Origin of the sequence: Tsuneonella mangrovi (genome assembly GCF_002269345.1) — a bacterium.
In the GTDB taxonomy this organism is placed as follows: domain Bacteria; phylum Pseudomonadota; class Alphaproteobacteria; order Sphingomonadales; family Sphingomonadaceae; genus Tsuneonella; species Tsuneonella mangrovi.
Genome location: NZ_CP022889.1, coordinates 117,390 through 142,910 on the forward strand (window position 1 = coordinate 117,390; position 25,521 = coordinate 142,910).

The 25,521-nt window shown below is 63.7% G+C and carries 22 protein-coding genes; 14 read left to right on the plus strand and 8 right to left on the minus strand.

The genetic code is table 11. The features are described from left to right. Window positions 1-7 precede the first annotated feature (7 nt). Window positions 8-934 (minus strand): GNAT family N-acetyltransferase, encoded by a 927-nt coding sequence (locus tag CJO11_RS00565; RefSeq protein ID WP_240504507.1) that lies wholly within the window; start codon window positions 932-934, stop codon window positions 8-10. A gap of 85 nt (window positions 935-1,019) precedes the next feature. On the opposite strand from CJO11_RS00565, the gene CJO11_RS00570 reads away from it, so the two are divergent. The 13 genes from CJO11_RS00570 (at window position 1,020) to CJO11_RS00630 (ending at window position 17,692) form a co-directional block, all read left to right on the plus strand. After that, window positions 1,020-2,534, plus strand: a complete 1,515-nt coding sequence (locus CJO11_RS00570) for an acyl-CoA ligase (AMP-forming), exosortase A system-associated (protein ID WP_095010958.1) — start codon at window positions 1,020-1,022, stop codon at window positions 2,532-2,534. Continuing rightward, window positions 2,531-3,757 (plus strand): pyridoxal-dependent decarboxylase, exosortase A system-associated, encoded by a 1,227-nt coding sequence (locus CJO11_RS00575; RefSeq protein WP_095010959.1) that lies wholly within the window; start codon window positions 2,531-2,533, stop codon window positions 3,755-3,757. The genes CJO11_RS00570 and CJO11_RS00575 overlap by 4 nt, the downstream gene beginning before the upstream one ends. A 172-nt stretch (window positions 3,758-3,929) precedes the next feature. After that, window positions 3,930-4,574, plus strand: coding sequence for an XrtA/PEP-CTERM system exopolysaccharide export protein (locus tag CJO11_RS00580; RefSeq protein ID WP_095010960.1), 645 nt, complete (start codon window positions 3,930-3,932; stop codon window positions 4,572-4,574). A 19-nt stretch (window positions 4,575-4,593) separates the two neighbouring features. Beyond that, complete coding sequence (locus tag CJO11_RS00585; protein ID WP_095010961.1) at window positions 4,594-6,099, plus strand: XrtA system polysaccharide chain length determinant; 1,506 nt, start codon at window positions 4,594-4,596, stop codon at window positions 6,097-6,099. A 10-nt stretch (window positions 6,100-6,109) separates the two neighbouring features. Continuing rightward, window positions 6,110-7,135, plus strand: a complete 1,026-nt coding sequence (locus tag CJO11_RS00590) for a P-loop NTPase family protein (protein ID WP_095010962.1) — start codon at window positions 6,110-6,112, stop codon at window positions 7,133-7,135. A gap of 4 nt (window positions 7,136-7,139) precedes the next feature. Continuing rightward, on the plus strand, window positions 7,140-8,777 hold the full coding sequence (locus CJO11_RS00595; protein ID WP_095010963.1) for a preprotein translocase subunit YajC: 1,638 nt from the start codon (window positions 7,140-7,142) through the stop codon (window positions 8,775-8,777). A gap of 20 nt (window positions 8,778-8,797) precedes the next feature. Continuing rightward, a complete protein-coding gene (locus tag CJO11_RS00600) occupies window positions 8,798-9,940 on the plus strand; it encodes an XrtA/PEP-CTERM system-associated ATPase (RefSeq protein ID WP_095010964.1) in 1,143 nt (380 codons plus the stop codon). Window positions 9,941-9,945: 5 nt separating this feature from the next. Then, window positions 9,946-10,842 (plus strand): XrtA system polysaccharide deacetylase, encoded by an 897-nt coding sequence (locus CJO11_RS00605; protein WP_240504508.1) that lies wholly within the window; start codon window positions 9,946-9,948, stop codon window positions 10,840-10,842. Next, the gene (locus CJO11_RS00610; protein ID WP_095010965.1) at window positions 10,839-11,903 is read left to right on the plus strand and encodes a FemAB family XrtA/PEP-CTERM system-associated protein; all 1,065 of its coding nucleotides are present in this window, start codon (window positions 10,839-10,841) and stop codon (window positions 11,901-11,903) included. The genes CJO11_RS00605 and CJO11_RS00610 overlap by 4 nt, the downstream gene beginning before the upstream one ends. Then, on the plus strand, window positions 11,903-13,132 hold the full coding sequence (locus tag CJO11_RS00615; protein ID WP_095010966.1) for a TIGR03087 family PEP-CTERM/XrtA system glycosyltransferase: 1,230 nt from the start codon (window positions 11,903-11,905) through the stop codon (window positions 13,130-13,132). Before CJO11_RS00610 ends, CJO11_RS00615 begins: the two co-directional genes overlap by 1 nt. Then, entirely contained in the window at window positions 13,122-14,666 is a 1,545-nt protein-coding gene (xrtA, locus tag CJO11_RS00620) for an exosortase A (protein ID WP_095010967.1), read from the plus strand. The genes CJO11_RS00615 and xrtA overlap by 11 nt, the downstream gene beginning before the upstream one ends. 10 nt (window positions 14,667-14,676) lie before the next feature. Then, window positions 14,677-16,575: an XrtA/PEP-CTERM system amidotransferase gene (locus CJO11_RS00625; RefSeq protein WP_095010968.1), complete on the plus strand. Its 1,899-nt coding sequence runs from the start codon at window positions 14,677-14,679 to the stop codon at window positions 16,573-16,575. Between the two features lie 181 nt (window positions 16,576-16,756). Further along, entirely contained in the window at window positions 16,757-17,692 is a 936-nt protein-coding gene (locus CJO11_RS00630; RefSeq protein WP_095010969.1) for a crotonase/enoyl-CoA hydratase family protein, read from the plus strand. A gap of 3 nt (window positions 17,693-17,695) precedes the next feature. Here CJO11_RS00630 and CJO11_RS00635 read toward each other — a convergent pair whose 3' ends face one another. From CJO11_RS00635 to CJO11_RS00660, 6 genes are all read right to left on the minus strand, one after another. Continuing rightward, on the minus strand, window positions 17,696-18,394 hold the full coding sequence (locus CJO11_RS00635) for a pirin family protein (protein WP_095010970.1): 699 nt from the start codon (window positions 18,392-18,394) through the stop codon (window positions 17,696-17,698). Between the two features lie 83 nt (window positions 18,395-18,477). Then, window positions 18,478-18,771, minus strand: coding sequence for a hypothetical protein (locus CJO11_RS00640; protein ID WP_095010971.1), 294 nt, complete (start codon window positions 18,769-18,771; stop codon window positions 18,478-18,480). Beyond that, window positions 18,768-19,088 carry a heavy metal-binding domain-containing protein gene (locus tag CJO11_RS00645; protein WP_095010972.1) on the minus strand — a complete coding sequence of 107 codons (321 nt, stop codon included), beginning with the start codon at window positions 19,086-19,088 and terminating at the stop codon, window positions 18,768-18,770. Before CJO11_RS00645 ends, CJO11_RS00640 begins: the two co-directional genes overlap by 4 nt. Before the next feature lie 81 nt (window positions 19,089-19,169). Next, window positions 19,170-20,288, minus strand: a complete 1,119-nt coding sequence (zapE, locus tag CJO11_RS00650) for a cell division protein ZapE (RefSeq protein ID WP_095010973.1) — start codon at window positions 20,286-20,288, stop codon at window positions 19,170-19,172. Next, a complete protein-coding gene (locus CJO11_RS00655) occupies window positions 20,285-20,752 on the minus strand; it encodes a PaaI family thioesterase (protein WP_095010974.1) in 468 nt (155 codons plus the stop codon). The genes zapE and CJO11_RS00655 overlap by 4 nt, the downstream gene beginning before the upstream one ends. A gap of 5 nt (window positions 20,753-20,757) precedes the next feature. Further along, entirely contained in the window at window positions 20,758-21,540 is a 783-nt protein-coding gene (locus tag CJO11_RS00660; protein WP_095010975.1) for a succinate dehydrogenase iron-sulfur subunit, read from the minus strand. A 156-nt stretch (window positions 21,541-21,696) separates the two neighbouring features. On the opposite strand from CJO11_RS00660, the gene CJO11_RS00665 reads away from it, so the two are divergent. Then, window positions 21,697-22,332: a class I SAM-dependent methyltransferase gene (locus tag CJO11_RS00665; RefSeq protein ID WP_095010976.1), complete on the plus strand. Its 636-nt coding sequence runs from the start codon at window positions 21,697-21,699 to the stop codon at window positions 22,330-22,332. A 90-nt stretch (window positions 22,333-22,422) separates the two neighbouring features. Here CJO11_RS00665 and CJO11_RS00670 read toward each other — a convergent pair whose 3' ends face one another. Then, window positions 22,423-25,128, minus strand: a complete 2,706-nt coding sequence (locus CJO11_RS00670; RefSeq protein ID WP_095013131.1) for an Rne/Rng family ribonuclease — start codon at window positions 25,126-25,128, stop codon at window positions 22,423-22,425. Between the last annotated feature and the right edge of the window lie 393 nt (window positions 25,129-25,521).

Below are 25,521 nucleotides of genomic sequence, written 5' to 3' on the forward strand. Positions count from 1 at the left end.
CGCCGCCCTAGCTTTGGCGGACACCCGGCGCAAGTTCGAGAACCTTTCGCTTGGCAAAGGGCAACCATGCCTTGGGCTGGGCGGGGTCGAGGCAATCGAGCATGAAGCGCGGGCGGACCGCTTCCATCCAATCCGCCTTGTAGCGGTCGTTACCGGTTCCGAAATCGATCCAGTCGACCCTGTCGAGGTCGATCGCGCGTTCAAACAATGCCGCGCTTAGCGTGGTCCCGGCGGATAGTGGCTTCATGCTTTCGAGGTGCGCCAGCTTATGAATGTAGGCGACGCCGTTTTCGACGGTCCAGAATTGGGCCGCAACCGGTTGTCCTTCGTGGCGCGCGATGCCGAGCCGGATGCGGCCTGCAGCACCTTCATCTTCGGCGAAGCGGCGCAGCAAGGCCGGATCGCCTTCCTCGGGCTTCCAGCTTTCGGCGTAGATGTCTTCATAGGCGTGCCAGGCGTCGGGATCGAACCGGTCGAGGATTTCGACCTCGACCTTCTTGGCCTTGCGCTTGAGGGTTGTCCGCATCTTGCCCGGACGAGCGGCCCAATATTCGGCAAAGCTGCGCCCGCCGACTTCGAGCACGTGGTTGTGATCGCACTGGGTCCGTGAAACGGACCACCGAGCAGCGCGGAAGGCGGTTTCGAGCCGGGTGGCCGATCCGTCTTCGTCGGGAACCGGCCATAGCGTCACGCGGTGGCTGCGCGTCTTGAGGTCGCGGGCGATTTCGGCGAGCAGGCGCTCTCCGTCAGGGCTATCGGCGGCCAGCTGGCGCCAAGTGAACGAATACCAGTTGCGCAGCGGTTCGAGCCGCCCGTTCGCCTCGGTCAGCGCGAGCGCGGCCATGTCGCTGCCATCCTGCGCCAGCGCGACAAGCGGGCGCTTCCCTGCATTGGCCAGCAACGCGAACCATTCGGGCCGGTCGAAGGGGCCCACTTGGTTTGCGCGTGTCCCTTGCAAGACGTTAACCGTGTCGTGATAGCTGGCAGCGATCACAGCGTTTGTTCCCCTTGGAGTACTCATGCCTTCTGCGCTCGATTCGCGACCCCGGCCGCTCGATCACCTCGCTGAGCGCGGTGAAGCGAATGCGTCGGCGCTGGTCTTGCGCGACCGCGTGCTTAACCATCAGGACTTAAGAACCCGTGTCGGCCAGTTGGCTGCATGGTTGCTCGAGCACGCCAGCAAGGGCGACCGGGTGGCGAGCTGGGCCGCCAAGGGCGAAGCAACCTGCCTCTTGCCGCTGGCCTGTGCGCGGGCCGGGATCGTCCACGTGCCGATCAATCCGCTGCTAAAGCGAATGCAGGTCGCGCATATCCTTTCCGACAGCGGCGCGGTGATGCTGATCGCCAACAATGCGCGGCTGAAGGGACTCGAGCATGGCGACGTTCCTTCGGGATGCGCGGTCGGTGCTGAAGAAGATCTATGGGCGCAGGTCGATGAATGCGAACCGCTCGGCCCGTCGGACCACGATCCGGAGGAATTGGCGGCGATCCTCTACACATCCGGTTCGACCGGGCGACCCAAGGGCGTGATGCTGAGCCACACCAACATGTGGCTCGGTGCGGTCAGCGTCGCGAGCTATCTCGGGATCGAACCTGACGATGTAGTGCTGGCGGTGCAGCCGCTCAGCTTCGATTACGGCCAGAACCAGCTGCTTTCGACATGGTACGCTGGAGGCAGCGTGGTGCCGCTCGATTACCTCCTTCCGCGCGACGTGACCAAGGCCTGCGCGAAGCATGGCGTGACCACGCTGGCGTGCGTACCGCCGCTGTGGGTCCAGCTGACCGAGATCGAGTGGCCCCAAGAGGCAGTCGCGTCGATGCGGCGGCTGACCAACACCGGCGGTGCCTTGACGGTCGGCCTGGTGAAGGATCTGCGCCGCATCTTCCCGGATGCGCGCCTGTTCCCGATGTACGGGCTGACCGAAGCGTTTCGTTCAACCTATCTCGATCCTTCGCTTGTCGACAGTCATCCGACATCGATCGGCAAGGCGATCCCGTTTGCGGAAATCCTTGTGATCGATGACCAGGGCAACGTTGCTGCACCGGATGAGGAAGGCGAACTGGTCCACTGTGGCCCGCTGGTCGCGCACGGTTACTGGCAGGATGCCGAACGCACCGCGGAACGCTTTAAACCAGCTCCTGCAGCCTCGACCTATGGCGGCACGGCTGTGTGGTCGGGCGACCGGGTCAGGCGCGATGCACAAGGGCTGCTCCATTTTGTCGGGCGGCGCGATTCGATGATCAAGAGCGCGGGCAACCGCATCAGTCCGCAGGAAGTCGAAGACGCGGCGATCGCGACCGGGCTGGTTGTCGAGGCGGTGGCGGTGGGTAAACCCGATCCCAAGCTCGGCCATGCGGTGTGCCTCGCGGTGCGTCCGGCGGAAGGGTATTCCGAAGAGGCGTTGAAGAAGGCGTTGGCGCAGGCATTGCCGAATTTCATGCAGCCGCGGTTCTATCGTGCTTATGATGCAATTCCACGCAACCCGAATGGCAAGCTCGATCGCAATGCCATCACGCAGGAGTTCGCCCGGTGAAGCCGCTTGGACCGATCCCTGACGGTTACACAGCGATCGATGGCGAACTGGCCGTTGGCGGTATTGCCGCGAGCGAACTCGTCGATGAAGCAGGTGGCACCCCGCTGTTCGTTTATTCGCGCGAACTGCTCGATCGCCGCATGGCCGAACTGCGCTCCGCAATGCCCGAGCGACTTGCGATCCACTACGCGGTGAAGGCGAACCCGTTCGGGCCGGTGCTCGAACATATGGCCGGGCTGGTCGACGGGTTCGACATTGCGTCGGGCGGCGAGCTGGCGATGGTAACCAAAGCCGGGATCGATCCGACGCTGGTCAGTTTTGCCGGCCCAGGCAAGCGAGACGAGGAGCTTGAAGCGGCGATCTCCGCCGGGGTAACGCTCAACTGCGAGTCCGAAAGCGAAGCGCACCGCGCAATCGCCATTGCCGAGCGCTTGGGTGTGACGCCGCGTCTGGCGATCCGGGTCAATCCCGACTTCGAACTACGCGGATCGGGCATGAAGATGGGTGGCGGTGCCAAGCCGTTCGGCCTTGACGCCGAGCGCGTTCCTGCGTTGGCAAAGGAAATCATCGCTGCCGGAGCCGACTGGCGCGGCCTGCACATCTTCACCGGCAGCCAGGCACTGGACGCTGAAGCGATTGCCGAAACGCAGGGCAACGTGCTCGACCTTGCAGCAAAGCTCGCGAAGGAAATCGGCGCTGCACTGCCCAAGCTCAACATGGGCGGCGGCCTCGGGATTCCCTATTTTGCCAACGATGTGCCGGTCGACCTTGATCTCGTGGGTGAACGTTTGGCGGCGCGTTTTGCCGAACTACCTGATTCGCTTGTGGAAACCCGACTATGTATCGAGCTTGGCCGGTTCCTTGTCGGCGAGGCGGGGGTCTATTTGTGCCGGGTAGTCGACCGTAAGGTCAGTCACGGCGAGACTTACCTGATCACCGACGGCGGACTGCATCACCAGCTCGCCGCATCGGGCAACTTCGGGACAGTCGTGCGACGAAATTACCCCGTTGCGATCGCCAGCCACTTCGATGCCGAGGGCAGCGAAGAAGTGCACGTTGTCGGGTGCCTTTGCACCCCGCTCGACCGGCTGGCCGACAAGGCGATGTTGCCCCGCGCCGAAGTGGGCGATCTGGTGGCGGTATTCTGTGCCGGTGCATACGGCGCGAGCGCGAGCCCGGCGATGTTCCTCGGGCAAGGTCCGGCGCGCGAAATCCTCGTTTAACCATTGCTTTAAGGCTGTCCCGCGTTGGGACTGCCATCAACGAGGCAACTTCTGCCTAACGGTATATTCACCAATTTCCGCGACATGACAGCTTGATACCGCAGGTGCGGGGGATCCGGGTCGCGCCCGGCCACCGCGCGCACGCCTGCGGACTGCTCAAGGATGTACATCGATGTCGAAGTCTCGAATGCCCGCAATCCTTGCCAGCTGCGCTGTCGCGTCGCTGGCCCTGGCCGGTTGTGCCACGACCAACGCAGGCCAGCTTCCACCCGCTTCGTTCGTCGCGATGCAGGAAGGGCCGGGCGAGGATTACGTGATCGGGCCGCTCGACGAATTGACGATCAATGTCTGGCGCAATCCCGAGCTCAGCGCGCAAAACATCCAGGTCCGTCCCGATGGCCGGATCACCACTCCGCTGGTCAACGACATGCCGGCGGTGGGCAAGACCCCGGCAATGCTGGCGCAGGACATTCGCCTGCAACTGTCGCAATACGTCCAGGACCCGCTGGTCAGTGTGATCGTCACGAAGTTCGCGGGCACATTCAGCCAGCAGATCCGCGTGATCGGCGCGACCGAGAAGCCGGCCAGCATTCCCTATCGCGCGAACATGACAGTGCTCGACGCGATGATCGCGGTCGGCGGCCTCAGTGAATACGCGGCGGGCAACAAGGCCAAGCTGGTCCGGTTCGACAAGCAGACCGGCAAACAGCGCGAATACAAGCTGCACCTGGGTGACCTGCTCAAGAAGGGCGACACCAAGGCCAACGTGATGCTCCAGCCGGGCGATGTGATCATCATCCCCGAAAGCATGTTCTGACGAAGGGTCGGCAAGCCAGATGAACGAAGTCTTCGAAGAACTCCGGGCAGCGGCCTACTCCGCCTGGCACCGCAAGTGGCTGGTGCTGGCGGTAGCGTGGGGCGTGTGCGTGCTGGGCTGGATGGCCGTGGCGATGGTGCCCAACAAGTACGAATCTAGCGCGCGGATCTACGTCCAGCTCGACGACGTTCTGACCGACCAGCTCAACATCGCCAACGGCGGCAAGGACCAGATTGCCCGTGTCCGGCAGACCTTGGCAAGCGCGGTGAACCTCGAAAAGGTCATTCGCGGGACAGGGCTGGGTAACGGCATCGTCTCGCAGGAGCAGATGGACCGGGCGGTCAAGTCGCTGGCTCAAGACGTCAAGATCGTTAGCCAGGAAGACAACCTGTTCACGATATCCGCCGATGTGGGCAAAGGCAGCCTGTCGGATGCCGACAACGCAAAGCTCAGTCGCGACGTCGTCCAGAAGCTGATCGACATCTTCCGCGAAGAAAATATCGCCGGCAACCGCGGCGAAGTGGCCGACACGTTGGTGTTCCTCGACCAGCAGCTCGACCAGCGCAAGAACGATCTCGATGCAGCCGAGCAGAAGCTTTCCAAGTTCGAGGCCGAACACCCTGAACTGATCGGTGGAAGCACGGCGATTTCGGGGCGCATCGCCGCCACGCAAGACCAGTTGCGCGGGGTCGACGCGGATCTCGCCGCAGCGCAGAGTTCGCTTGCCGCGATCACTGGCCAGCTCGCCTCGACGCCGCGAACTCTCGCGATCGGGGCCGACGGTAGCGGCAGCGCACTGGCACAGGCGCAAGGACAGCTTGCCGCGATGCAGGCGCGCGGCCTGACCGACAGTCATCCCGACGTGATCGCGATGAAGAAGCAGATCGCGCTGCTCCAGCGCGCGGGCGGCGGCGCTGCGGGCGGGATACCGAACCCGGCCTATTCATCGCTGGTTGCGACCAAGGCCGAGCGCGAAGCGAACGTCCAGGCGCTCTTGTCGCGAAAGGTCGCTTTGCAATCCGACCTCTCGAAGTCGCTGGCAGATCAGTCGACCGAGCCGACGGTTTCGGCCGAGGCCAACCGGATCAGCCGCGATTACGACGTGCTCAAGAAGCAATACGATAGCCTCTTGCAGGACCGCGAGGAAATGCGCCTGCGCGGCCAGGTCGAAAGCGAACGAGCGAGCTTCAAGTTCGACGTGGTCGATCCGCCTACAATGCCGCTCAAGCCCGCTTCGCCAAACCGTCCGCTGCTGCTCTTCGGCGTGCTGATCGTCGGGTTGGGCGCAGGCGTCGGTGCCGCATTCGCGCTCGGCCAGCTTCGGTCGACCTTTGCCACCGCAAACGGGCTCGAACGCGGGTTGGACCTGCCTGTGATCGGGACGATTTCCGAGAGTTTGAGCGAGGGCGCAAAGCTATTGAACGCCAAGCGGATGAAGCTCTTTTACGCCGGGAGCGGATCGCTGTTCGGCCTGTTCTTGGTGCTGCTGACGGTCGAATTCGTCCAGCGCGGCATGGTGGCGTGAGGAGATTGCGATGACCGACCAGAGCAATATCCCTGTCCCCGGTGAAGGCGAGGAAGAGCGGGCAAGCTCGTTGTTCGAGCGTGCCAGCGGTGCGTTCGGCTTTGACGCGTTCCGACCGTCCCCGGTTCCCGGCAAGCTGGCAGAACCACCGATGAAGCGCGCGCGCATGGTCAAGAAGGCCGAAGCAGCCCAGGAAGCGCCTTATGCCGCACCGGTCGAAGACAGCTTCGAAGCAGTGACGACGAATGTTCCTGCCACGGTGCCGTCGGCACCGGTAGTGATCGAAGGGCCTGCCTCGGCGGTCAAATTCGCGGGCGAGAAGCATCCGGTCGATCGCAAGCGGCTCAAGGAACGCGGCATGATCGTGCCCGACGGCAAGGTAAGTTCGCTGCTCGAGGAATTCCGCATCGTGAAGCGCCAGCTGATCGCCTCTGCCGACCAAATCGGTACTGCGCGCTCGCGCCGCATCCTGGTGTGCTCACCGCTTCCGGGCGAAGGCAAGACCTTCACGTCGGTCAACCTCGCGATCGCGATGGCGAGCGAGCGCGACGGCGAAGTGCTGCTGGTCGATGCCGATTTTGCCAAGCCGTCGGTGCTTTCGACGCTCGGCCTGCCCAAGGGACCTGGCCTTCTCGACGCACTTTCCGATCCGTCGCTCAAGGTCGAGGACCTGGTGATCGGGACTGATATTCCGGGCTTGTGGATTCTTCCCGCGGGCAATCAGACCGACGCAGACAGCGAATGGCTGGCGAGCGCCCGCACGGCCGAAGTGCTCGACCGGCTGACCGCCGGCGCGCCGCACCGAATGGTGATCTTCGACAGTCCGCCTGCGCTCGCCGCGTCACCTGCCGCCGATCTTGCCAAACACGTCGGGCAAGCACTCCTCGTCGCCCGTGCGGACCAGACCGGCCGCAGTGCGCTTGAGGATGCGGTCCAGCTGCTCGGCGCGTGCCCGGACATCAAGCTCCTGCTCAATGCTGCCACTTTCAGCCCGAGCGGTCGGCGCTTCGGGACATATTACGGGTACGAAGGGTAAGCCGATGAAACGCAACGCCCTCTATCTAGCGAGTGCGATCAGCGCAGTGGCTTTTGCCGCGCCGGCGATCGCGCAATCCGCGCCCGAAACGCGTGAACATCGCGCCGGGCCCGTGCAGATTGCGCCCTACATTGAAGCGAGCCAGGTGATCTCCAGCCAGATTTCGCCGGGCAACGAGACCGTCACTTATACGCAAGTGGCTGCCGGCGTCGATGCGACGGTTACCGGACGCAACAACGGCGGTTCGGCGTCGATCCGTTACGAACGCACCTTCGGCTACGACAATCAGGTGTCAGATAGCTCGACGCTCAGCGGCGTCGTGCGCGGTTATGGCTCGATCGTTCCGCAGGCAGTAACCTTCGAAGCGGGCGGCCTTGCCGCACGGACGCGGATCAACGGTAACGGCACTTCCTCGCTGGCCATCAGCGGGAGCAATGTCGCCGAAAGCAAGGTCTACGCGGCCTACGCTGGGCCGAACGTCCACGCCCAGCTCGGCGACGCACAGGTCAATGCCAACTATCGCCTCGGTTACGCGCGGGTCGACGCGCCGAACGCTACGCCGGTTGCGCCTGGCGCGCAGCCGACCCAGGTGTTCGAGGACAGTTGGGCGCAAAGTGCCAACCTCCATGTCGGAACCCGTCCGGGCGAACCGCTTCCGGTCGGTGTCGGCGCTGGCGTAGGCTACAACCGCGAAGATATTTCCAACCTCGACCAGCGGCTGGAGGATTTCCACACGCGCGGCGACGTGACCGTGCCGGTTTCGCCGAACGTCGCGCTGGTCGGCGGCGCAGGGTACGAGAAGGTCCAGGTGTCGAGCCGCGATGCGCTGCGCGACGCCAATGGCAACCCGGTGGTCGATTCCGCCGGCCGGTTCGTGACCGACAAAAGCGCACCACGCCAGATCGCCTACGATACCTCGGGCCTGATCTGGGACGTGGGCGTGATGTGGCGTCCGTCGCCGCGCACGTCGCTGGAAGCGCACGTCGGTCGCCGCTACGATTCGACCACTTACTACAGCAGCTTTGCGTGGGCACCGAGCCGTCGCAGCGCACTCAATATTGCCGCGTATGACGGGATCACCGGGTTCGGCGGCCAGTTGACGACTGCGCTGGCGGCGCTGCCGACCGACTTCACCGCCAATCGCAATGCGGTGACTGGTGACCTCACCGGATGCGTTGCCAGCCTCCAGGGCGGCAGCTGCCTCACCGGTGCGCTCGGTTCGATCCGTTCGGCGGTGTTCCGCGGACGCGGGATCGCCGCGACCTACGCCGAGCAGGTGGGCCGCATGAGCGCCGGCGTGGGTGCGGGCTATGATCGTCGCACCTTCATTGCTGCACCGGGGACTGTCCTGGCTGTGGCCAATGGCGTGATCGACGAGAGCTATTGGGCATCGGCTTTTGCATCGGGCCAGATCGACCGTCGGTCGAGCTTTGCAGTCAACGCGCACGTGAACTGGCTCAAGAGCGGCTTCGCCAACGGCGGCGACGCCACGATTTACGGCGCTTCCGCAGCGTACCGCCGATACCTGTTGCAAGGACTTTCGGCGAACGCCGGGGTCGCGCTCGACCGCATCGACAGCGACGTTGTCGGCGAAAGTATTAGCAACGCGGCGGCCCGCCTCGGCCTGCGCTACGATTTCTGATTCACGGGGGACGAAGAGCGATGTTCGACGACTTTTACAAGCTGACGGCGCGACCGTTCCAGCTGACGCCCGATCCGGATTTCTATTTCGAGAGTGCGACGCACCGCAAGGCGCTGTCGTATCTCGGCTACGGGATGGCTCAGGGGGAAGGCTTCATCGTCATCACCGGCGAGGTCGGCGCGGGTAAATCCACGCTGGTCGCGCACCTGATGAAGAAGATCGACCCGGCGCAGATGACCGTCGGCCAGATCGTCACCAGCAATCTCGACGGCGAGGAAATGGTCCACGTTGCTGCGCAGGCCTTCGGGATCGAGGTTGACGGCCACGACAAGGCCGCAGCGCTGGGGGCGATCGAGAATTTCCTGCATGAGGAAGCGCGCGCGGGACGTCGTTGCCTGCTGATCGTGGACGAATCGCAAAACCTCAGCGTGGAAGCGCTCGAGGAGCTGCGGATGCTGTCGAATTTCCAGCTCGGCTCGCACCCGTTGTTGCAGACGCTGCTGCTCGGCCAGCCCGAGTTCAAGCAGGTCCTCGCCCAGCACAGCGAACTCGAGCAGCTGCGCCAGCGGGTGATCGCCGCGCACCACCTCGAAGCGATGGGTGCTGCCGAAATCCAGCCGTATATCGAGCACCGTCTCGAATGCGTCGGCTGGGAAGGCAACCCGGCGTTCGATCAGCGGGTGTTCGCTGAGCTTCACGAAGCAACCGGCGGTATCCCGCGTCGGGTGAACCAGGTGATGACCCGGTTGATGCTGCTCGGCGCGGTCGAACAGCGTACCCGGATCGATTCGGCGATGCTCTCTGCGGTGCTCAAGGAAATGGAGCACGATTCGACCTTCCCCGAAGCGATGCCCAAGCCGCTGCCGAAAATCGACGTGGCGCCGACGCCCGGCCCGATCAAGCACGCGGTCTATCCCTCGGCCGCGCCCAAGCCGAGGGTCGAAGAGCTGCTGGCAACTCGCGACGGACAGATCGCCCAGCTGCAGCAGGCGATTGCAGAACTTAGCGACGCGCGGACCAACGGTCCGAGCATCCCGACCGATTGGTTCGACCGGGTGGCAGAGCTCGAGCGCCGCATTTCCGAGCAGGACAAGGCAGTGCGCGAAGTGCTGTCGATGCTGATCGAATGGTTCGAGGAAGAGATGGAGCGCAAGGCGGCGTGACGCAAATGGGATCCATGGCCCGGCTGACGATCCCCCGCCGGCGCATAGCCAACGGGCTGTCGGTCGATGTCGAGGATTGGTTCCAGGTCGGTGCGTTCGAGAACGTGATCGAACGCGATTCGTGGGAGGCACTGCCCAACCGCGTGTCCGACAACGTCTTGCGCATCCTTGACCTGTTTGCCGAGGCCAACGTTAAGGCGACGTTCTTCACGCTTGGATGGGTGGCGCGTCGCAATGCCGGATTGATGCGCCGGATCGTCAATGCGGGCCACGAGATGGCGAGCCACGGATGGGATCACGCACGCGTCTTCACTCTGGGTCCGAAGGCATTCGCGGAAGATCTCGAACGCGCGCGGATGACGCTGGAAGATGCGACCGGGGTGCAGGTGATCGGTTACCGCGCGCCGAGCTTCTCGATCGACCAGCGTACGCCGTGGGCGTACGATGTTCTGGCCGAACAGGGCTACGCCTACTCCTCGTCGGTCGCGCCGATCGTCCACGATCATTACGGCTGGCGTAACGCTCCGCGTTTTGCCTTCCAGCCGCTGGCGCATAGCCCATTGATCGAGATCCCGGTGACCACCGCTATCCTTGGCGGGAAGCGGGTCGCTGCCGGTGGCGGCGGGTTCTTCCGCGTACTCCCATATGCGTTCAGCCGCTGGGCGATCCGGCAGGTCAATCGGGCCGAGCGACGCCCTGCCGTATTCTATTTCCACCCGTGGGAGATCGATCCCGACCAGCCTCGGGTGCCCGATGCGCCGCTGCGCTCGCGTTTCCGCCACTACACAAACCTCGACAAGATGGCCGGCAAGCTGACCGAACTCATCCATGACTTCGACTGGTGCCGGATGGATCAGGTCGCCCATCGCGAAGCGATCCGCGCCGAGCGGCTCGCGGCGTGAACGCGCCGTTTCCCCTGTGCCGCGAAGCGCTGTCGCTGGTCGATCTCGCCGATCCCGGTGAGGTAGGCCGGATCGAAGCCTTCGTGGCGGAAATGGGCGGTAGCCTGTTTCATCGTCCCGCATGGATTCGCGCGGTGGAGCAGGGCACCGGGCAACGCGCGCACGGCATTGTGGCCGAACGAGGCGGCGCGATCACCGGCTGGCTGCCGCTGACCGAAGTGCATTCTCTCTTGTTTCCTCGGGCGCTGGTCTCGAGCGGGTTTGGAGTTGGCGGCGGACCGCTCGCAGCAAATGAATTGACCAAGCTTCGGCTGTGCGAAGCTGCAGCCGAACTGGCGCAGCGCCTGGCGTGTGCTTCTGTCGAACTCAGGAGCGGCACCGCGCCTGATGACTGGATCGTGCGCTCCGACAGCCACGCCAATTTCAGCGGCGAGCTGGTCGATGACGACGATGCCCAACTGCTCGCAATCCCGCGAAAGCAGCGTGCGGAAGTGCGCAAGGGCCTGCAGCACGATTTCGGCGTAAGTGTCGGCGGCGATCGCTATCATCGCTCAGCGCAATACGCACTCTACGCGGAAAGCGTCCGCAACCTAGGTACGCCGGTGTTCCCCAGGTCGCTGTTCGACGCGATGCTCGATGCATTCGGCGACGATGCCGACATCCTGCTGGTGAGCGACCACGGCGCGCCGCAAGCTGCCGTGCTGACCTTCTATCATTGCGGCGTTGCGATGCCCTATTGGGGCGGCGGCAACTGGCTTGCCCGCGCAACCCGCGCCAACGAACGGATGTATTACGAGCTGATGCTCCATGCGCGCCGCAAGGGCTGCTCCCGGTTCGACTTCGGTCGCTCGAAGCTCGGCAGCGGTGCGTTCGCCTACAAGAAAAACTGGGGCTTCGAGCCCGAGCCGCTGGCCTATGCGACTTGGACCGCGCCCGATCTGCAGGCGCGGGACGTCGACCCCACCAGCGATGCCTATTCGGCGAAGATCGCGCTGTGGAAGAAGCTTCCGCTGGCCATTTCGAACCGGATCGGACCGGTTATTGCGCGCGGGCTTGCCTGATGGGCGAGACGCTCTTCCTTGCCCATCGCATCCCGTTCCCGCCCGACCGGGGGGACAAGATTCGTTCGCATCATTTGCTGAAAGGATTGGCAGCGATTGGACCGGTCCATGTCGGCACGCTGGGAGAGACCGAGGCCGATTTTGCCGCCGAACCGGCGCTGGCGGAAATTGCGGCCAGCTATTGCCTTGCGCAGCGCCAGTTGAACCTGCCGTTTGCCGGGCTCAAGGCGCTGGCGCGCAACGTGCCGGTCAGCCTCGCTGCTTTCGACAGCCCGACGCTGGGCGATTGGGTCAGCCACACACTCGCTACCCGACCGATAGATTGCGTGTTCGTGTTCTCGGGGCAGATGGGCCAGTATGTCCCGGCAGACTACTCGGGCCGCCTGATCGTCGACCTGTGCGATGTCGATAGCGCCAAGTTTGCCGCCTACGCTGCTGGCGGTAATGGCCCCCGCGCATGGATCGATGCGCGCGAAGCGCGGCTGCTGGCCGAAGAGGAGCGCAAGCTGGCGCACCGGGCCGATGCAACCCTGTTGATTACCGATGAGGAAGCGCAATTGCTTCGCCGTCGCATCGGCGCGACACCGGCCAATGTCCTGACCCTGCCAAACGGGATTGATACCGCGCTCTACGATCCGCTGGCCGTTGTGCCGCATCCGGCGCTGGTCGACGGGCCGGGGCCACACATCGTGTTCACCGGTCAGATGGACTACCAGCCCAACGTTGCTGCGGCTCTGCGAACGATCGATCGGCTCCTCCCGTCGATCCGTCGTGAGTTGCCCGGGGCGACATTCCATGTCGTGGGCCGTGCTCCTGTGGCCGAACTGGTCGAGCGGGATGGCGATCAAGGGGTCCGGGTCTGGGGCGAAGTGCCCGACGTTCGCCCGTTCCTCGCTGCTGCCGACCTCGTTGTCGCGCCGCTGGCGATCGCGCGCGGGGTACAGAACAAGGTGCTCGAAGCGATGGCGATGGCCCGCCCGGTGCTGGTCACGCCTGAGGCTGCGACCGGCATAGACACAACAGACGGCGAACACTTGGCAGTTGAAAGCGACGATGCGGCATTGGCTTCGCGCGCCTGTGCAATCCTGCAGGACGGCCCGCGCGCATTGGCGATGGGGGCCGCAGCGCGCCGCTTCGTTGTCGAACAAAAGGGCTGGGATACCGCGCTGGCACAGTTGCCCGAACTGGTAGGCCGTTCCGCAACGGAACCGACCCGTGATGCCGCCTGAGGCCATCTTTCGCCGGATGCCGCGCGTCGGACTTCCCGATATCGCGCAAGCGTGGCGCACGCCGCTGGCCAACCTTTTGCTCGCGTGGCTGGCGCTGATCGCGCTCACCGCGCGCGACTGGGCCGCGATGGCGCACCAGTGGTGGAACATCTCGACCTACAACCATGTGCTGTTCGTACCGCCGATCATCGTGTGGGTGGTGTGGCAGCGAAAGGGCGACCTGGCGAAGCTCACGCCCGGCGCGTGGTGGCCGGGCCTTTTTGCGCTCGGCGGTGCGCTGTTCGGTTGGTTGATCGGCACGCTCGCCGGTTTCGATATCGTGAGCCAGCTGGGTGCGGTGCTGGCGCTGATTGCCGCAGCGCTGACAATCCTCGGACCGCGTGCGTCTATGGGGCTGGCATTCCCACTCGCCTACATGGTGTTCCTCGTCCCGTTCGGTGACGAGCTGATCCCGACGCTGCAGATGGTCACCGCCAAGGTAGTGATCTGGCTGGTCCACCTCACCGGGATGCAGGCGCAAATCGAAGGTGTGTTCATCGATACGCCCGCCGGATTGTTCGAAGTCGCCGAAGCATGCTCGGGGGTCATGTTCCTCATTGCAATGCTCGCGCTGGCAGTTCTGGTAGCGAATACCTGTTTCGTGTCGTGGAAGCGGCGGGCCGGGTTCATCGCGGTCGCGCTGGTCTTGCCGATTGTCGCAAACGGCGTGCGCGCGTGGGGAACGATTGCGATTGCCCAGTGGCAGGGCATCGAATTTGCCGCCGGGTTCGATCATATCTTCTACGGATGGATCTTCTTCGCCGTGATCGTCGCCGCGCTGCTGGGCGGCGCGTGGCGCTGGTTCGACCGCGAACCCGACGATCCTGGGATCGACGCTGGAAAGATCAACGCCTCGGTGTTGCTGGGTAAGCTCGCTCTTCTGCGTATCGACCGCCGGGTGGCAGTGATCGCCGTGTTCGCGCTCGCGCTCGGCTTTGGGGGGTGGGCGCTGGCTTCGGAGCGGGGCAAGGCTTCCCTTCCGGCTTCACTGCCTGCTCCGGTCGCAGTCGGCTGGCAACAGGTGCAGGGCGAGCGGCCTGACTGGGCTCCGCGCGCCGCTGGTGCCGATCGGCGTGTGCAAGCCCACTATCACGACGTCCGAGGGCGCGGGGTCGACGTGTCGCTGGCGGTTTACGCCGAACAAGGGCCTGACCACGATGCCGCGGCCGAGGGCGAAGGCGCCTTGCCGCCCGACACCGACTGGCGTTGGCTCGAACCGGGCGCTTCGTCACCTGGCTGGAAGGCGGAATGGCTGTACAACAAGGGTGTGCGCCGATTGGCGCGGACGACCTATCGCATCGGCGATCTCTCGACCGGGAGCGCCCTGCGTTTCAAGCTGGCGACGATGATCGACAGGCTGTTGTTGCGAGACCGACCGGCGATGGTTCTGATCGTATCGGCGGAAGGTCCCGAGGCGAATTCCACGCTTGACGATTTTGACACCGCCCTCGGCAATTCCGCGCAAGTGATGGACCGCGCAGCGGGCCTCAGGTAAGCGCCGCATCATGTGCGGGATCGCGGGTATCTTCCATTGCGGCACACCCAAGCCGGTCGATCCGGCGCGGGTAGAGCGGATGTGCGATGCGTTGGTCCATCGCGGCCCCGATGGCAGCGGCGTGTGGACCGCACCGGGCGTCGGACTGGGCCATCGGCGGCTCTCGATCATCGACCTCGAAGGCTCCCCGCAGCCGATGCTTTCGGCAGACGGGCGCGCGGTGATCGTTTTCAACGGCGAAATCTACAATTACCGCGAATTGCGCCGCGAGCTCGCAGCGAGCGGAGCAGTCTTCCGCACCGATGGCGACACCGAAGTGATCCTCGCCGCATACCAGAAATGGGGCGTCGATTGCCTTTCGCGCCTCAACGGCATGTTCGCCTTCGCGCTTTACGATCTTGGCCGGCACGCGCTGTTCCTCGCGCGCGACCGCTTCGGCGTGAAGCCGCTGTTCACTGCAATGCTGAGCGATGGCAGCCTCGCGTTCGCGTCGGAGCTCAAGGGGCTGCTGGCGCACCCGCTGCTGCGCCGCAAGGTCGATCCGCTGGCGATCGAGGACTACCTTGCGTGGGGCTATGTGCCCGATCACCGTTCGATGCTGCAAGGTGTCGAGAAGCTTCCTGCCGGGCACTACCGGGTGTTGCGCCACGACGCACCGCCTGACCCGCCGGTGCAGTGGTGGGATATCTCGTTCGCAGACCGCGCACGGGGCAAGGCAGCAGATCTCGAGGCGGAATTGCTGTTCCACTTGCGCGAAGCGGTTTCGAGCCGGATGGTGGCCGACGTTCCGCTGGGAGCGTTCCTGTCCGGAGGGGTGGATAGCTCGAGCGTCGTCGCGCTGATGGCCGAAACCAGCGCTTCTCCGGTGCAGACCTGCTCGATCGGTTTCGATGTCGCCGCGCTCGACGAAACTTCTTATGCCAGGACGATTGCCGAGCGCTTCGCGACCGACCATCGCGAGCGGATCGTCGATCCAGATGATTTCGCTGCCATCGGAACGCTCGCGGCAATGTTCGACGAGCCGTTCGCCGATGCTTCGGCGTTGCCGACCTGGCGCGTGTGCCAGCTGGCGCGCGAGACTGTCACTGTCGCGTTGTCGGGCGATGGGGCGGACGAAGCGTTTGCCGGCTACCGCCGCCAGATGTTCCAGGCCCGCGAAGAGCAGGCGCGGATGGTGCTTCCCCAAAGCTTGCGTAGGCCGGTCTTCGGATTGCTCGGGCGGCTTTGGCCCAAGGCGGACTGGGCTCCGCGACCCCTGCGCGCGAAGACGACCTTCCAGTCGCTCGCCGCAAGCGGGGAAGAGGGCTACGCACGCGCGCTTTCGGTGATCCCGGCAGATTTGCGGCATACGCTTTATTCAGCCGACTTGCGCCGTGAGTTGGGCGAATACCGCGCCGAGCAGCCGCTGATCGATCTCATGCGGCGGGCTCCGGCCCAAACAGGACTCGACCGGGCGCAATATGCAGACCTCAAGTTCTGGTTACCCGGAGATATCCTGACCAAGGTCGACCGCACGAGCATGGCTGTGAGCCTCGAGGCGCGTGAGCCGCTGCTCGATCACCGGTTGGTCGAATTTGCCGCGCGCCTGCCGCAGGCGCTGCGGATCAGGGGCGGGCAGGGCAAGTGGCTGCTCAAGCACTCGATGGAGCGCTACCTGCCGAGCGAAGTGCTCTATCGGCCCAAACAGGGCTTTGTGACTCCCATCGCGCAGTGGCTGCGCGGGCCGCTTGCGGCGGAGGCAAGGGCGATCGGGCGCAGCGCCGCGCTTGCGCGCACCGGATGGTTCGACGGCGACCGGATAGCCGACCTTGCAGAAGCGCATATCGGCGGTCGAAGCGATCACGGGAGGGTTCTGTGGCAGCTTCTCATGCTGGACAAATCGCTGGAAAAGCTCGGGTTAGGCTGTTGAAACCCTGTGGATAACCTCAATCGGCGCGGTGTTACCCGAAAGCCACTTTTTCGCAGGGCGGCCTAAATACCTCTTAACAGGGAATTGTTTTTTATAGTTAATAATTCGTTTGCGTAATTTCCTCCGGTTCGCTTACACTGCTTGCGATCGCAAGGCTTTGGACCTTTCGCGAGGGGGACGCATGGACAGTTACGAGGACAGGGTCGGGCGGGTCGATTCCGCCTTTCCACTGACAGGTAACCAGGGCGAATATCTCGCCGACCCCAGTTCAGAATGCGCGGTTCCCGAAGGGCTCCTGCGGCTCAAGGAACTCGAATGCCTTTATCAGGCCGAAAGCGAGACCTTGTGGACTTACATGGCCCCGGTCGGCCGCCCCAGCTTCACGTCCCCGATGCTCGGCGATTTCGAGAACTGGCAGAAATACATCAGCCAGGATTTCGGCCCCGGCAAGGTGCCGCTCAAGTTCCTCGTGCTCGGCAGCCGATCGCCGGGCGTGTTCTGTTTCGGCGGTGACTTGGCGCTGTTCCAGCGCCTGATCCGCGACGAGGACCGCGACGGGTTGGTGCGATACGGGCACCGCTGTTGCGCAATCCTCCATCGCAACCTCCACGCACTCGAAATCCCGATGCTGACTATTGGGCTCGTCGAAGGCGCGGCGCTCGGCGGCGGGTTCGAGGCGCTGCTCAGTTTCGACTATATCATCGCCGATCGTGATGCGACCTTCGGCTTGCCCGAAGTGCTATTTGGCCTGTTTCCGGGGATGGGCGCACACGCGTTGCTTTCGCGCAAGCTTGGTACCGCGATGGCGGAACGGATTATCCAGTCGAACGAGACTTATTCCGCCCAGCAGATGTACGAACTTGGCATTGTTCATCATTTGGCCGAACCGGGCGAAGGACTTGCTGCCGCGCAGGAATTTATCAAGCGCTCGACGCGCCGCCATGCCGGGCTGGTCGCCGAGCGCAAGGCGATGCGGATGGCATCACCGCTTGCACTCGACGAACTCAATCGCATCACCGAGCTGTGGGCCGATGCGGCCCTGCAACTGCGCGAGCAGGACCTGAAGGTGATGAACCGCTTGGCGGCCGCGCAAACGCGGCTCGCGCAGGCGGCCTGATCGCTAGAGCGTATCGACAAGCACCAGTTCAGCGCCGTCGATCGCTTCGACTTCGATCTCGTTTTCGCCTGTAATCGCCGCTCCGTCGCGAGCCGACAACAGTGCGCCGTTTACTCGCACGTTGCCATCCACCGGCACGAGGTACTGATGGCGAGCGGGATCGGCGGTGTAGGTCGCGGTCTGGCCCGCCTCGAGCGTCGCAGCCATGACCTTGGCGTCCGCCCTAATCGGTAGGGCATCGTCGACATCGGGTGCGCCGCTTGCCAGCACGACCCATTCGCCGCTTCGGTCATGGCGTGGAAACGCGCGCGTGCCCCAGCTCGGTTGCTCGCCTGCGCGGTCGGGCAAGATCCACAGCTGGAACAGCGTCGTATCCTCGTCTTCGAGGTTGTATTCTGCGTGGGTAATTCCGGTCCCGGCACTCATCACCTGCACGTCGCCAGCGACGGTGCGGCCCTCGTTCCCGAGCGAATCCCGGTGCGAGATTGCGCCCGAGTGGACGAATGTGACGATTTCCATGTTGCTATGAGGGTGCGGCGGGAAGCCGCTCTTGGCGGCGATCCGGTCGTCGTTCCATACGCGCAGCCGCCCCCAGCCCATGCGATCGGGGTCGTGGTAGTCGGAAAACGAAAAGTGGTAACAGGTATCGAGCCACCCGTGATTGCGATGCGCAAGGGCAGCATGAGGCCTGATATCGATCATGTCGGTAATCCACCTCGGCGGGGCTATCTGTCCGCCGGAATGCCAGCGATGTGGTAGCGGTGGTTCAGCGTTTCAAGCCGAGGTCAGTCGCTGCCCACTGCGACGTAGCGCCGCTCGCCGCTTTCCGGATGGAACCAGACTTCCAGCCATTGGCCGGTTTCTTCGTCGCGGAACTTCTCTCCCGTGCGTTGCCACCCCGGTCCGGGGCGGGGATCGGAACGGCCCCGGCGGTAGCGTTGCTCGAACACCAGGCCAATCAACAGCAGGCATCCCAAAACGATCAGTGCAGTCCCGCTTCCCAACGGCCGCAGCAACAACCCGCCGACCACCATCAGTCCGGCAAACCCCAAACCGACGTTGCGGGCTGTGGGGCTCATGCGCGTGCGAGTCGTACGGCGGTGCCGTAGGCGACCACTTCGTTCATCGACTGGCCGATTTCGCCCGAATCGAAACGCATCATCACCACGGCATCGGCACCCATCGCGGTCGCGTTCTGCACCAGGCGGTCGATCGCGTGGCGTCGCGTATCTTCGACCAGCGAAGTGTATTCGTGGATTTCGCCGCCGACGATGGAGCGCAGCCCGGCCATTACATTGCCACCAAGCCCGCGGCTGCGAACGACAACGCCAAATACCTGGCCGAGACATTCGGTCGTGCGGAATCCCGGAACGGCTTCGGTTGTGGTAACGATCATCGATGCGCTCCAATGCTTGTTTGGGAGCGAATTTCTGCGCCGATTGCGGAGCTTTGTCAAAGCCGCCCGGTATCGCCCCGCTCAGGCCTTTCCGTGTCCATGCGCGAGGTATTCCGCGCTCTGCATTTCCTCCAACCGGCTGACAGTGCGCTGGAACTCGAAGCTCCCGGTGCCCTTGGGGTAGAGCTCCGCGGGCTCTGCGGCCGCGGCAGCAAACAGGATCACGTTATTTTCGTAGAGCGCATCGGCCAGCTTGGTGAAGCGTAGCGCCTGGTCGCGGTTGTCCGGTCCGATCACCGGGATGCCGACCACGATTACGGTGTGGTAGGCGTGGGCAATCGCGAGGTAATCCGCCGCTCCTCGGTTTTCTCCGCACAACCGCTTGAAGCTGAACACCGCGACGCCCTTGAAGCTCTTGGGCACGTGCAGCGATCGCCCCCCGCCGAGGTCGAGCTCGGCGCTGGGCACGTGGGCGGCATCTTCGGGCTTGTAGTCGGTCAGGCGGAAAAACGCTTCACGCACTTGTGCGGTTGCCGCCTCGCCCAGCGGCGTGTGCCAGGTGTCGATCCCGCCGAGGCGATCGAGACGGTAGTCGACCGGGCCATCGAGTTCGATCACGTCCATTTCGGCCTCGACAAGGTCGATGAAGGGCAGGAACAGCGAGCGGTTGAGTCCGTCCTTGTAAAGATCGCGGGGAGGGCGGTTACTGGTGGTGACGACCGTGACCCCTTCGTCGCGGATCAGCGCGGTGAACAGTCGGCTCATGATCGCGGCATCGGCGGTGTTGGTGACGACCATTTCGTCGAACGCAAGGCAGCGAATGTCACGCGCCAGGGCGGCAGCGACCGGAGCGATCGGATCGCCAATCTCCTTCGCCCGCTCGGCCCGGATCATCCCGTCGACTTCGAGCATGAAGGCGTGAAAATGGACCCGGCGCTTGGCTTCGATCGCCAGCGTTTCGACGAACAGGTCCATCAGCATCGACTTGCCCCGGCCTACGCCGCCCCACATGTAGAGCCCGCGGATCGGGTTTGCCTTCTTGCCGAACAATCTCCCGACCAGGCCGCCGCCGTCAGGAGAGCCGGACTCGAGCCTGGTCTGCAGCGATTGGAGCGCTTCGGCTGCTGCACGCTGGTCGGGGTCGGGGCGCAATTCCGCAGCAGCGATCAGCGCCTCGTAGCGCGCAATCAGGCCGCTCATCTTGCGGAGCGCGGCTTCATTTTGCGAACGATGCCCGAGAACGAGGCAACCGCATCATCCTCTTGCACGACATCGCCGCGAACGAACACCAGACTGCCGGTTTCGCGCACGATCTCGCACACCGCATCGAGCGGCCGCTTTGGGTCTCCGCCTCCGACGAATTGGGTCGACAACTCGATCGTCACCGAAGGTCCGGCGTTGCCCGTTCCGATCGTATGCATCGTGGTGAACAGCGAAATGTCGATCAGCGAAAGCGTCACTGCGCCGTGGATGATCCCCTGCAGGTTCTCATGTCGCCGCTCGGGAAACATTCGCAACCGGCTGCGCCCGTCGTCGTCTACCCGGGTGATGAGCTTGCCCATCACCGCACCGTTGAAGATCGTCGGGTCTTTCAGGTTCCAGTGCCGCCAGCCCGGGTTTTCCGGATCGGGACTGTGATCGAATACGTCGTCGCGATGGGACACAGGCGTCAGATTTGCCGTTCGGCCTGCATTTTCTTGATTTCGGCAATCGCCCGGGCAGGGGAGAGGCCTTTCGGGCAAACGTTCGAGCAGTTCATGATCGTGTGGCAACGATAGAGGCGGAACGGATCCTCGAGATCGTCGAGCCGTTCGCCAGTCATCTCGTCGCGGCTGTCGGCCAGCCAGCGATACGCCTGGAGGAGAATCGCCGGGCCGAGGAACTTGTCCGCATTCCACCAATAGCTGGGGCAGCTGGTCGAGCAGCAGGCACACAGGATGCATTCGTAGAGCCCGTCGAGCTTGTCGCGCTGCTCGGGGCTTTGCAGCCGTTCCTTGCCGCTCGGGGTCGGGCTGACGGTCTGCAGCCACGGGCGGATCGAGGCATATTGGGCGTAGAAGTGAGTGAAATCGGGCACCAGGTCCTTCACCACTTCCATGTGCGGCAACGGAGTGATGCGGATTTCACCCTTGAGGTCTTCGATCGCGGTGGTGCAGGCGAGCCCGTTGCGCCCGTTGAGGTTCATCGCGCATGACCCGCAAATCCCCTCGCGACACGAACGGCGGAAGGTCAGCGTCGGATCGATCTCGTTCTTGATCTTGAGCAGTGCGTCGAGAACCATCGGCCCGCAGTTGTCGAGGTCGATCTCGAACGTATCGTAGCGCGGATTGTCGCCACTATCGGGGTCGTAGCGGTAAACTTTGAACTTCTTGACCCTGCTTGCCCCCTCGGCGGTGTGCTTGTGGCCCTTGCCGGAAATCTTCGAATTCTTGGGGAGGGTGAAGGTCGCCATCGCTTCCGATCCTGCTGCTTGCTTGCGGGGCCTATCTATAGGGTTCTGCGCCAAGGGCAAGCGGCGAGCCGCCGCCGTCGCTCCCAAAGCCTTGACAGGAGCCGCAAGCGAACATCATTCTCCCGCTGTCGGGCAAGCAGGGGGTGAGGGCTGCCGATGTCGATGCGCGAATTCTACGAGAAGCACATTCTTTCGCGGTTGATTACGTGTGCTTGCGCGCAACCGGGGATCATGGACTTGCGCGAACAAGTCGTTCCGCTGGCTGACGGCGACGTGCTGGAAATCGGTTGCGGCGGCGGGCTCAACCAGAAGTTCTACGATCACAGCAAGATCACCCGGTTTGCCGGGATTGATCCGAATCCGGCGCTCCTCGAGGGCGCACGGTCGAGGGTGAAGGCGCAAGGTTGGGATGCGCTGATCCGCGAAGGGGTGGGTGAAGCGATACCGTTTCCCGATTCATCATTCGATACAGTGGTTTGCACTTATACCCTATGCTCGGTCAACGATCAGGCACAGGTCATTTCGGAGATGCGCCGCGTGCTCAAGCCGGGCGGCAAACTGCTGTTTCTCGAACATGGTTCGGCACCCGATCCGGGGCCGCGCAAGTGGCAAGCGCGGATCGAACCGATCTGGCGGCCGATGATGGGCAACTGTCACCTGACGCGCCAGGTCGGCGCCGCCTTGCGTGGGGGCGGGCTGTCGGTCGAGCCGCTTGGTCAAGGCTACCTCGAGCGCGCGCCAAAATTCGCCGGGTGGATGGAATGGGGTGTGGCGCGAAAGTCGGGCGCTTGACGTCGCGCTGTCGCGACTGAGCGACAATGCAAAAGGCCCCGAACCTCGCGGGGAGGTCCGGGGCCTGATCTTTTGCCGGTTGGCGTCGGGCTATTCTCCGAACGTGCGTTGCCACCAGCCGCGCCGCGTCGCGCCGTCCGCTTCCTCGGGCGTAGCTGCTTCGGGGGCAGTTTCCGCCTTCTCGGCAATGTCGCCATCCTGGTCATTGGCGGCAGCTTCTTCCGCCTTTGGCTCGGCCTTCTTGCGGCGGGTCCGCTTGGGCTTGGCCGGTGCGGCTTCCTCAGTTTCGGCGTCAGGCTCAGGCGCGGCTGCGTCGGCCTTTTTGCGACGGGGCTTGCGCTTGGGCTTTTCCGCCGGAGCCACGTCCGTGTCTTCGGTTGATTCAGCGGCGGCTTCGGTCGTTTCAGCGGCGGCTTGTTCAACGTCGGCCTTGGGCTCCGCCTTCTTGCGGCGGGGCTTGCGCTTGGGTTTTTCCGTAGCCTCCGGCTCGACAGGCTCCGAGTTGGCGCTTTCCGTCGGCTCTTCTTCAGGCTGGTCTGTGGATTCGGGAGCGCTGTCGTCACCCTCGGTTTCGGGTGTCGCTTCGTCTGCGCCCTGGCCCTCTTCGCGACCGCCACGTCCACGGCGGCGACGGCCGCCACGGCGGCGGCGTTTCTTCGGTCGATCCTCATCGTCGCCGACTGACTGGTCGGCATCAGCATCCGAGCTGTCTTCGTCCGCTTCGTCCGAGGCGTCGTCGGAGGTTTGCGCATCGCCTTCGGAGCCTGCGCGTTTGCGACCGCGTCCACCACGGCGACGCCGGCGCTTCTTACGCGGACGATCGTCCTCGTCGGTCTCGTCGTCAGCGTCGAGTTCGTCGTCTTCGATGACAGTCGAATCGTCTTCCTCTTCGTCGACAATCGGTTCGAATTGCGGCGCTGCAGACGGGCGCGGGCCCGAGCTGCCCACACGCATCTTTGCGCCTTCGTCTTCACCCTCTGGAATGACTTCGACCGATACCCCGTAGCGGGCTTCGATCTCGGCGAGGTCCGCACGTTTGGCGTTGAGCAGGTAGATTGCTGCTTCGGTCGAGGCATAAAGGCTTATGATCGTGCCCTTGCCCTTGGCCGCCTCGTCCTCGATCAGGCGGAGTGCCGAGAGGCCCGCGCTCGACGCGGTGCGGACCAGGCCGGTCCCGTCACAGTGCGGGCATTCGCGGGTTGTCGCCTCGAGTACGCCGGTGCGTAGGCGCTGGCGGCTCATCTCCATCAGGCCGAAACCCGATATACGGCCAACCTGGATACGCGCCCGGTCATTCTTGAGCGCTTCCTTCATTGCGCGCTCGACCTTGCGGATGTTTCCGCTGCGCTCCATGTCGATGAAGTCAATCACCACCAAGCCAGCCATGTCGCGCAAGCGCAGCTGACGGGCGATTTCCTTGGCCGCTTCGAGGTTGGTCGACAGCGCGGTCGCTTCGATGCCGTGTTCCTTGGTCGAGCGACCTGAGTTGATGTCGATCGAAACCAGCGCTTCGGTCGGGTTGATCACCAGGTAGCCACCGCTCTTGAGCTGCACTTCCGGCTCGTACATCGCCCGCAGCTGGTCTTCCGCGCCGTAGCGCTGGAATAGCGGGACCGGGTCCGAATAAGCCTTCACCCGCCGTGCGTGGCTGGGCATCAGCAGCTTCATGAACTCCTTGGCGGAGCGATAGCCTTCCTCGCCCTCGACCACGACTTCCTCGATCTCGCGGTTATAGATGTCGCGGATTGCGCGCTTGATGAGGTCCGAATCCGAATGGATCATCTTCGGCGCGGAACTGGAGAGCGTCTTTTCTCGGATCTCATCCCACAGGCGGGCGAGGTAGTCGAAGTCGCGCTTGATCTCGGTCTTGGTCCGGCTGAGACCGGCCGTCCGCACGATCAGCCCCATCGTTTTGGGTAGCGAGAGGTCTGAAACGATCGTTTTCAAGCGCTTGCGGTCGCTTGCCGAGTTGATCTTGCGCGAAATGCCGCCGCCATGGCTCGAATTGGGCATCAGCACGCAATAACGGCCCGCGAGGCTGAGATAGGTCGTCAGCGCGGCGCCCTTGTTGCCACGTTCTTCCTTCACGACCTGGACAAGAAGCACCTGGCGGCGCTGGATGACGTCCTGGATCTTGTAGCGACGGCGAAGCGCAAGGCGTTTGGCGCGCACTTCGTCGACTTCCTTGGCACGGGCGCGCTTCGCACCGTTCCCGCGACCCTGCCGTCGGCCGCGTCCACGGCCGCGACCACGCGAGGAGGTTTCTTCGTCTTCGTCATCGCCATTGTCTTCGTCGTCGTCCGACTCGTCCGACTCGTCGTCGCCCTGGAGTTGGCCTTCCTCGATCGTCGCGACGTCGTCCTTTTCGGAGGTGTCGATTTCTTCGACTCCGTCCTCGGCGATTTCCTCGACCAGCGATTCGCCGGTTTCATCGTCGGCGTCGTATTCGTCGCCGGGAGCATTGCCTTCTTCTTCATCCTGCGCGCGCAGGGCGGCTTCTTCCTCTGCGGCGGCGGCTTCTTCGGCAAGCAGGCGCTCGCGGTCTTCTTTGGGGATCTGGTAGTAGTCAGGGTGGATTTCGCTGAATGCGAGGAACCCGTGCCGATTGCCGCCGAAATCGACGAATGCCGCCTGCAGCGATGGTTCTACCCGAGTGACCTTGGCAAGGTAGATATTGCCCTTGATCTGTTTGTGATCGGACGATTCGAAATCAAATTCTTCGATCCGATTGCCATTGAGCACCGCCACCCGGGTTTCTTCCGGATGGCGCGCGTCGATTAGCATGCGCGTTGCCATTATGAATTCTCCGAACGCGACCGGGCGGGGCATGGCAGACTTGCCATGCGCGGCTGCGGATGCGCGTTGTTGTGGGATCGCCGCTGGGGACAATTCGTCCGGCGGCGGATACGAAACCGGTCACGTGCCGCGTGGCAGCGCGCCGGAATGATGTGTCTGCAATGTCTGATCTGCACGATTGGTGTGCGGCCCGGCCCGCGGCCATCGCGCCGTCGCCCGAGGGCGATATCGGCGAATGCGGGGAAGGCATAATCATCTACTGCGTCAACCTGGTTGGTTACCGGACAATGTGCCCGATGGTAGGCCCGGACCTGCAATTCGCCAGCAGCCTGAATCTCCATCCAAAGCCTGCTGCGCGGATCGCGTGGTCCGATCGCGCAAACTGCTAGCATC

What these genes read in the sequence shown, in the direction of transcription:
- CJO11_RS00640 (WP_095010971.1), bottom strand. Translation starts at nt 18,771, where the DNA reads ATGAGCCCCACAGCCCGCAACGTCGGTTTGGGGTTTGCCGGACTGATG.
- CJO11_RS00670 (WP_095013131.1), bottom strand. Translation starts at nt 25,128, where the DNA reads ATGGCAACGCGCATGCTAATCGACGCGCGCCATCCGGAAGAAACCCGG.
- CJO11_RS00615 (WP_095010966.1), top strand. Translation starts at nt 11,903, where the DNA reads ATGGGCGAGACGCTCTTCCTTGCCCATCGCATCCCGTTCCCGCCCGAC.
- CJO11_RS00585 (WP_095010961.1), top strand. Translation starts at nt 4,594, where the DNA reads ATGAACGAAGTCTTCGAAGAACTCCGGGCAGCGGCCTACTCCGCCTGG.
- xrtA (WP_095010967.1), top strand. Translation starts at nt 13,122, where the DNA reads ATGCCGCCTGAGGCCATCTTTCGCCGGATGCCGCGCGTCGGACTTCCC.
- CJO11_RS00665 (WP_095010976.1), top strand. Translation starts at nt 21,697, where the DNA reads ATGTCGATGCGCGAATTCTACGAGAAGCACATTCTTTCGCGGTTGATT.
- CJO11_RS00590 (WP_095010962.1), top strand. Translation starts at nt 6,110, where the DNA reads ATGACCGACCAGAGCAATATCCCTGTCCCCGGTGAAGGCGAGGAAGAG.
- zapE (WP_095010973.1), bottom strand. Translation starts at nt 20,288, where the DNA reads ATGAGCGGCCTGATTGCGCGCTACGAGGCGCTGATCGCTGCTGCGGAA.
- CJO11_RS00635 (WP_095010970.1), bottom strand. Translation starts at nt 18,394, where the DNA reads ATGATCGATATCAGGCCTCATGCTGCCCTTGCGCATCGCAATCACGGG.
- CJO11_RS00605 (WP_240504508.1), top strand. Translation starts at nt 9,946, where the DNA reads ATGGGATCCATGGCCCGGCTGACGATCCCCCGCCGGCGCATAGCCAAC.
- CJO11_RS00570 (WP_095010958.1), top strand. Translation starts at nt 1,020, where the DNA reads ATGCCTTCTGCGCTCGATTCGCGACCCCGGCCGCTCGATCACCTCGCT.
- CJO11_RS00580 (WP_095010960.1), top strand. Translation starts at nt 3,930, where the DNA reads ATGTCGAAGTCTCGAATGCCCGCAATCCTTGCCAGCTGCGCTGTCGCG.
- CJO11_RS00600 (WP_095010964.1), top strand. Translation starts at nt 8,798, where the DNA reads ATGTTCGACGACTTTTACAAGCTGACGGCGCGACCGTTCCAGCTGACG.
- CJO11_RS00625 (WP_095010968.1), top strand. Translation starts at nt 14,677, where the DNA reads ATGTGCGGGATCGCGGGTATCTTCCATTGCGGCACACCCAAGCCGGTC.
- CJO11_RS00645 (WP_095010972.1), bottom strand. Translation starts at nt 19,088, where the DNA reads ATGATCGTTACCACAACCGAAGCCGTTCCGGGATTCCGCACGACCGAA.
- CJO11_RS00660 (WP_095010975.1), bottom strand. Translation starts at nt 21,540, where the DNA reads ATGGCGACCTTCACCCTCCCCAAGAATTCGAAGATTTCCGGCAAGGGC.
- CJO11_RS00630 (WP_095010969.1), top strand. Translation starts at nt 16,757, where the DNA reads ATGGACAGTTACGAGGACAGGGTCGGGCGGGTCGATTCCGCCTTTCCA.
- CJO11_RS00595 (WP_095010963.1), top strand. Translation starts at nt 7,140, where the DNA reads ATGAAACGCAACGCCCTCTATCTAGCGAGTGCGATCAGCGCAGTGGCT.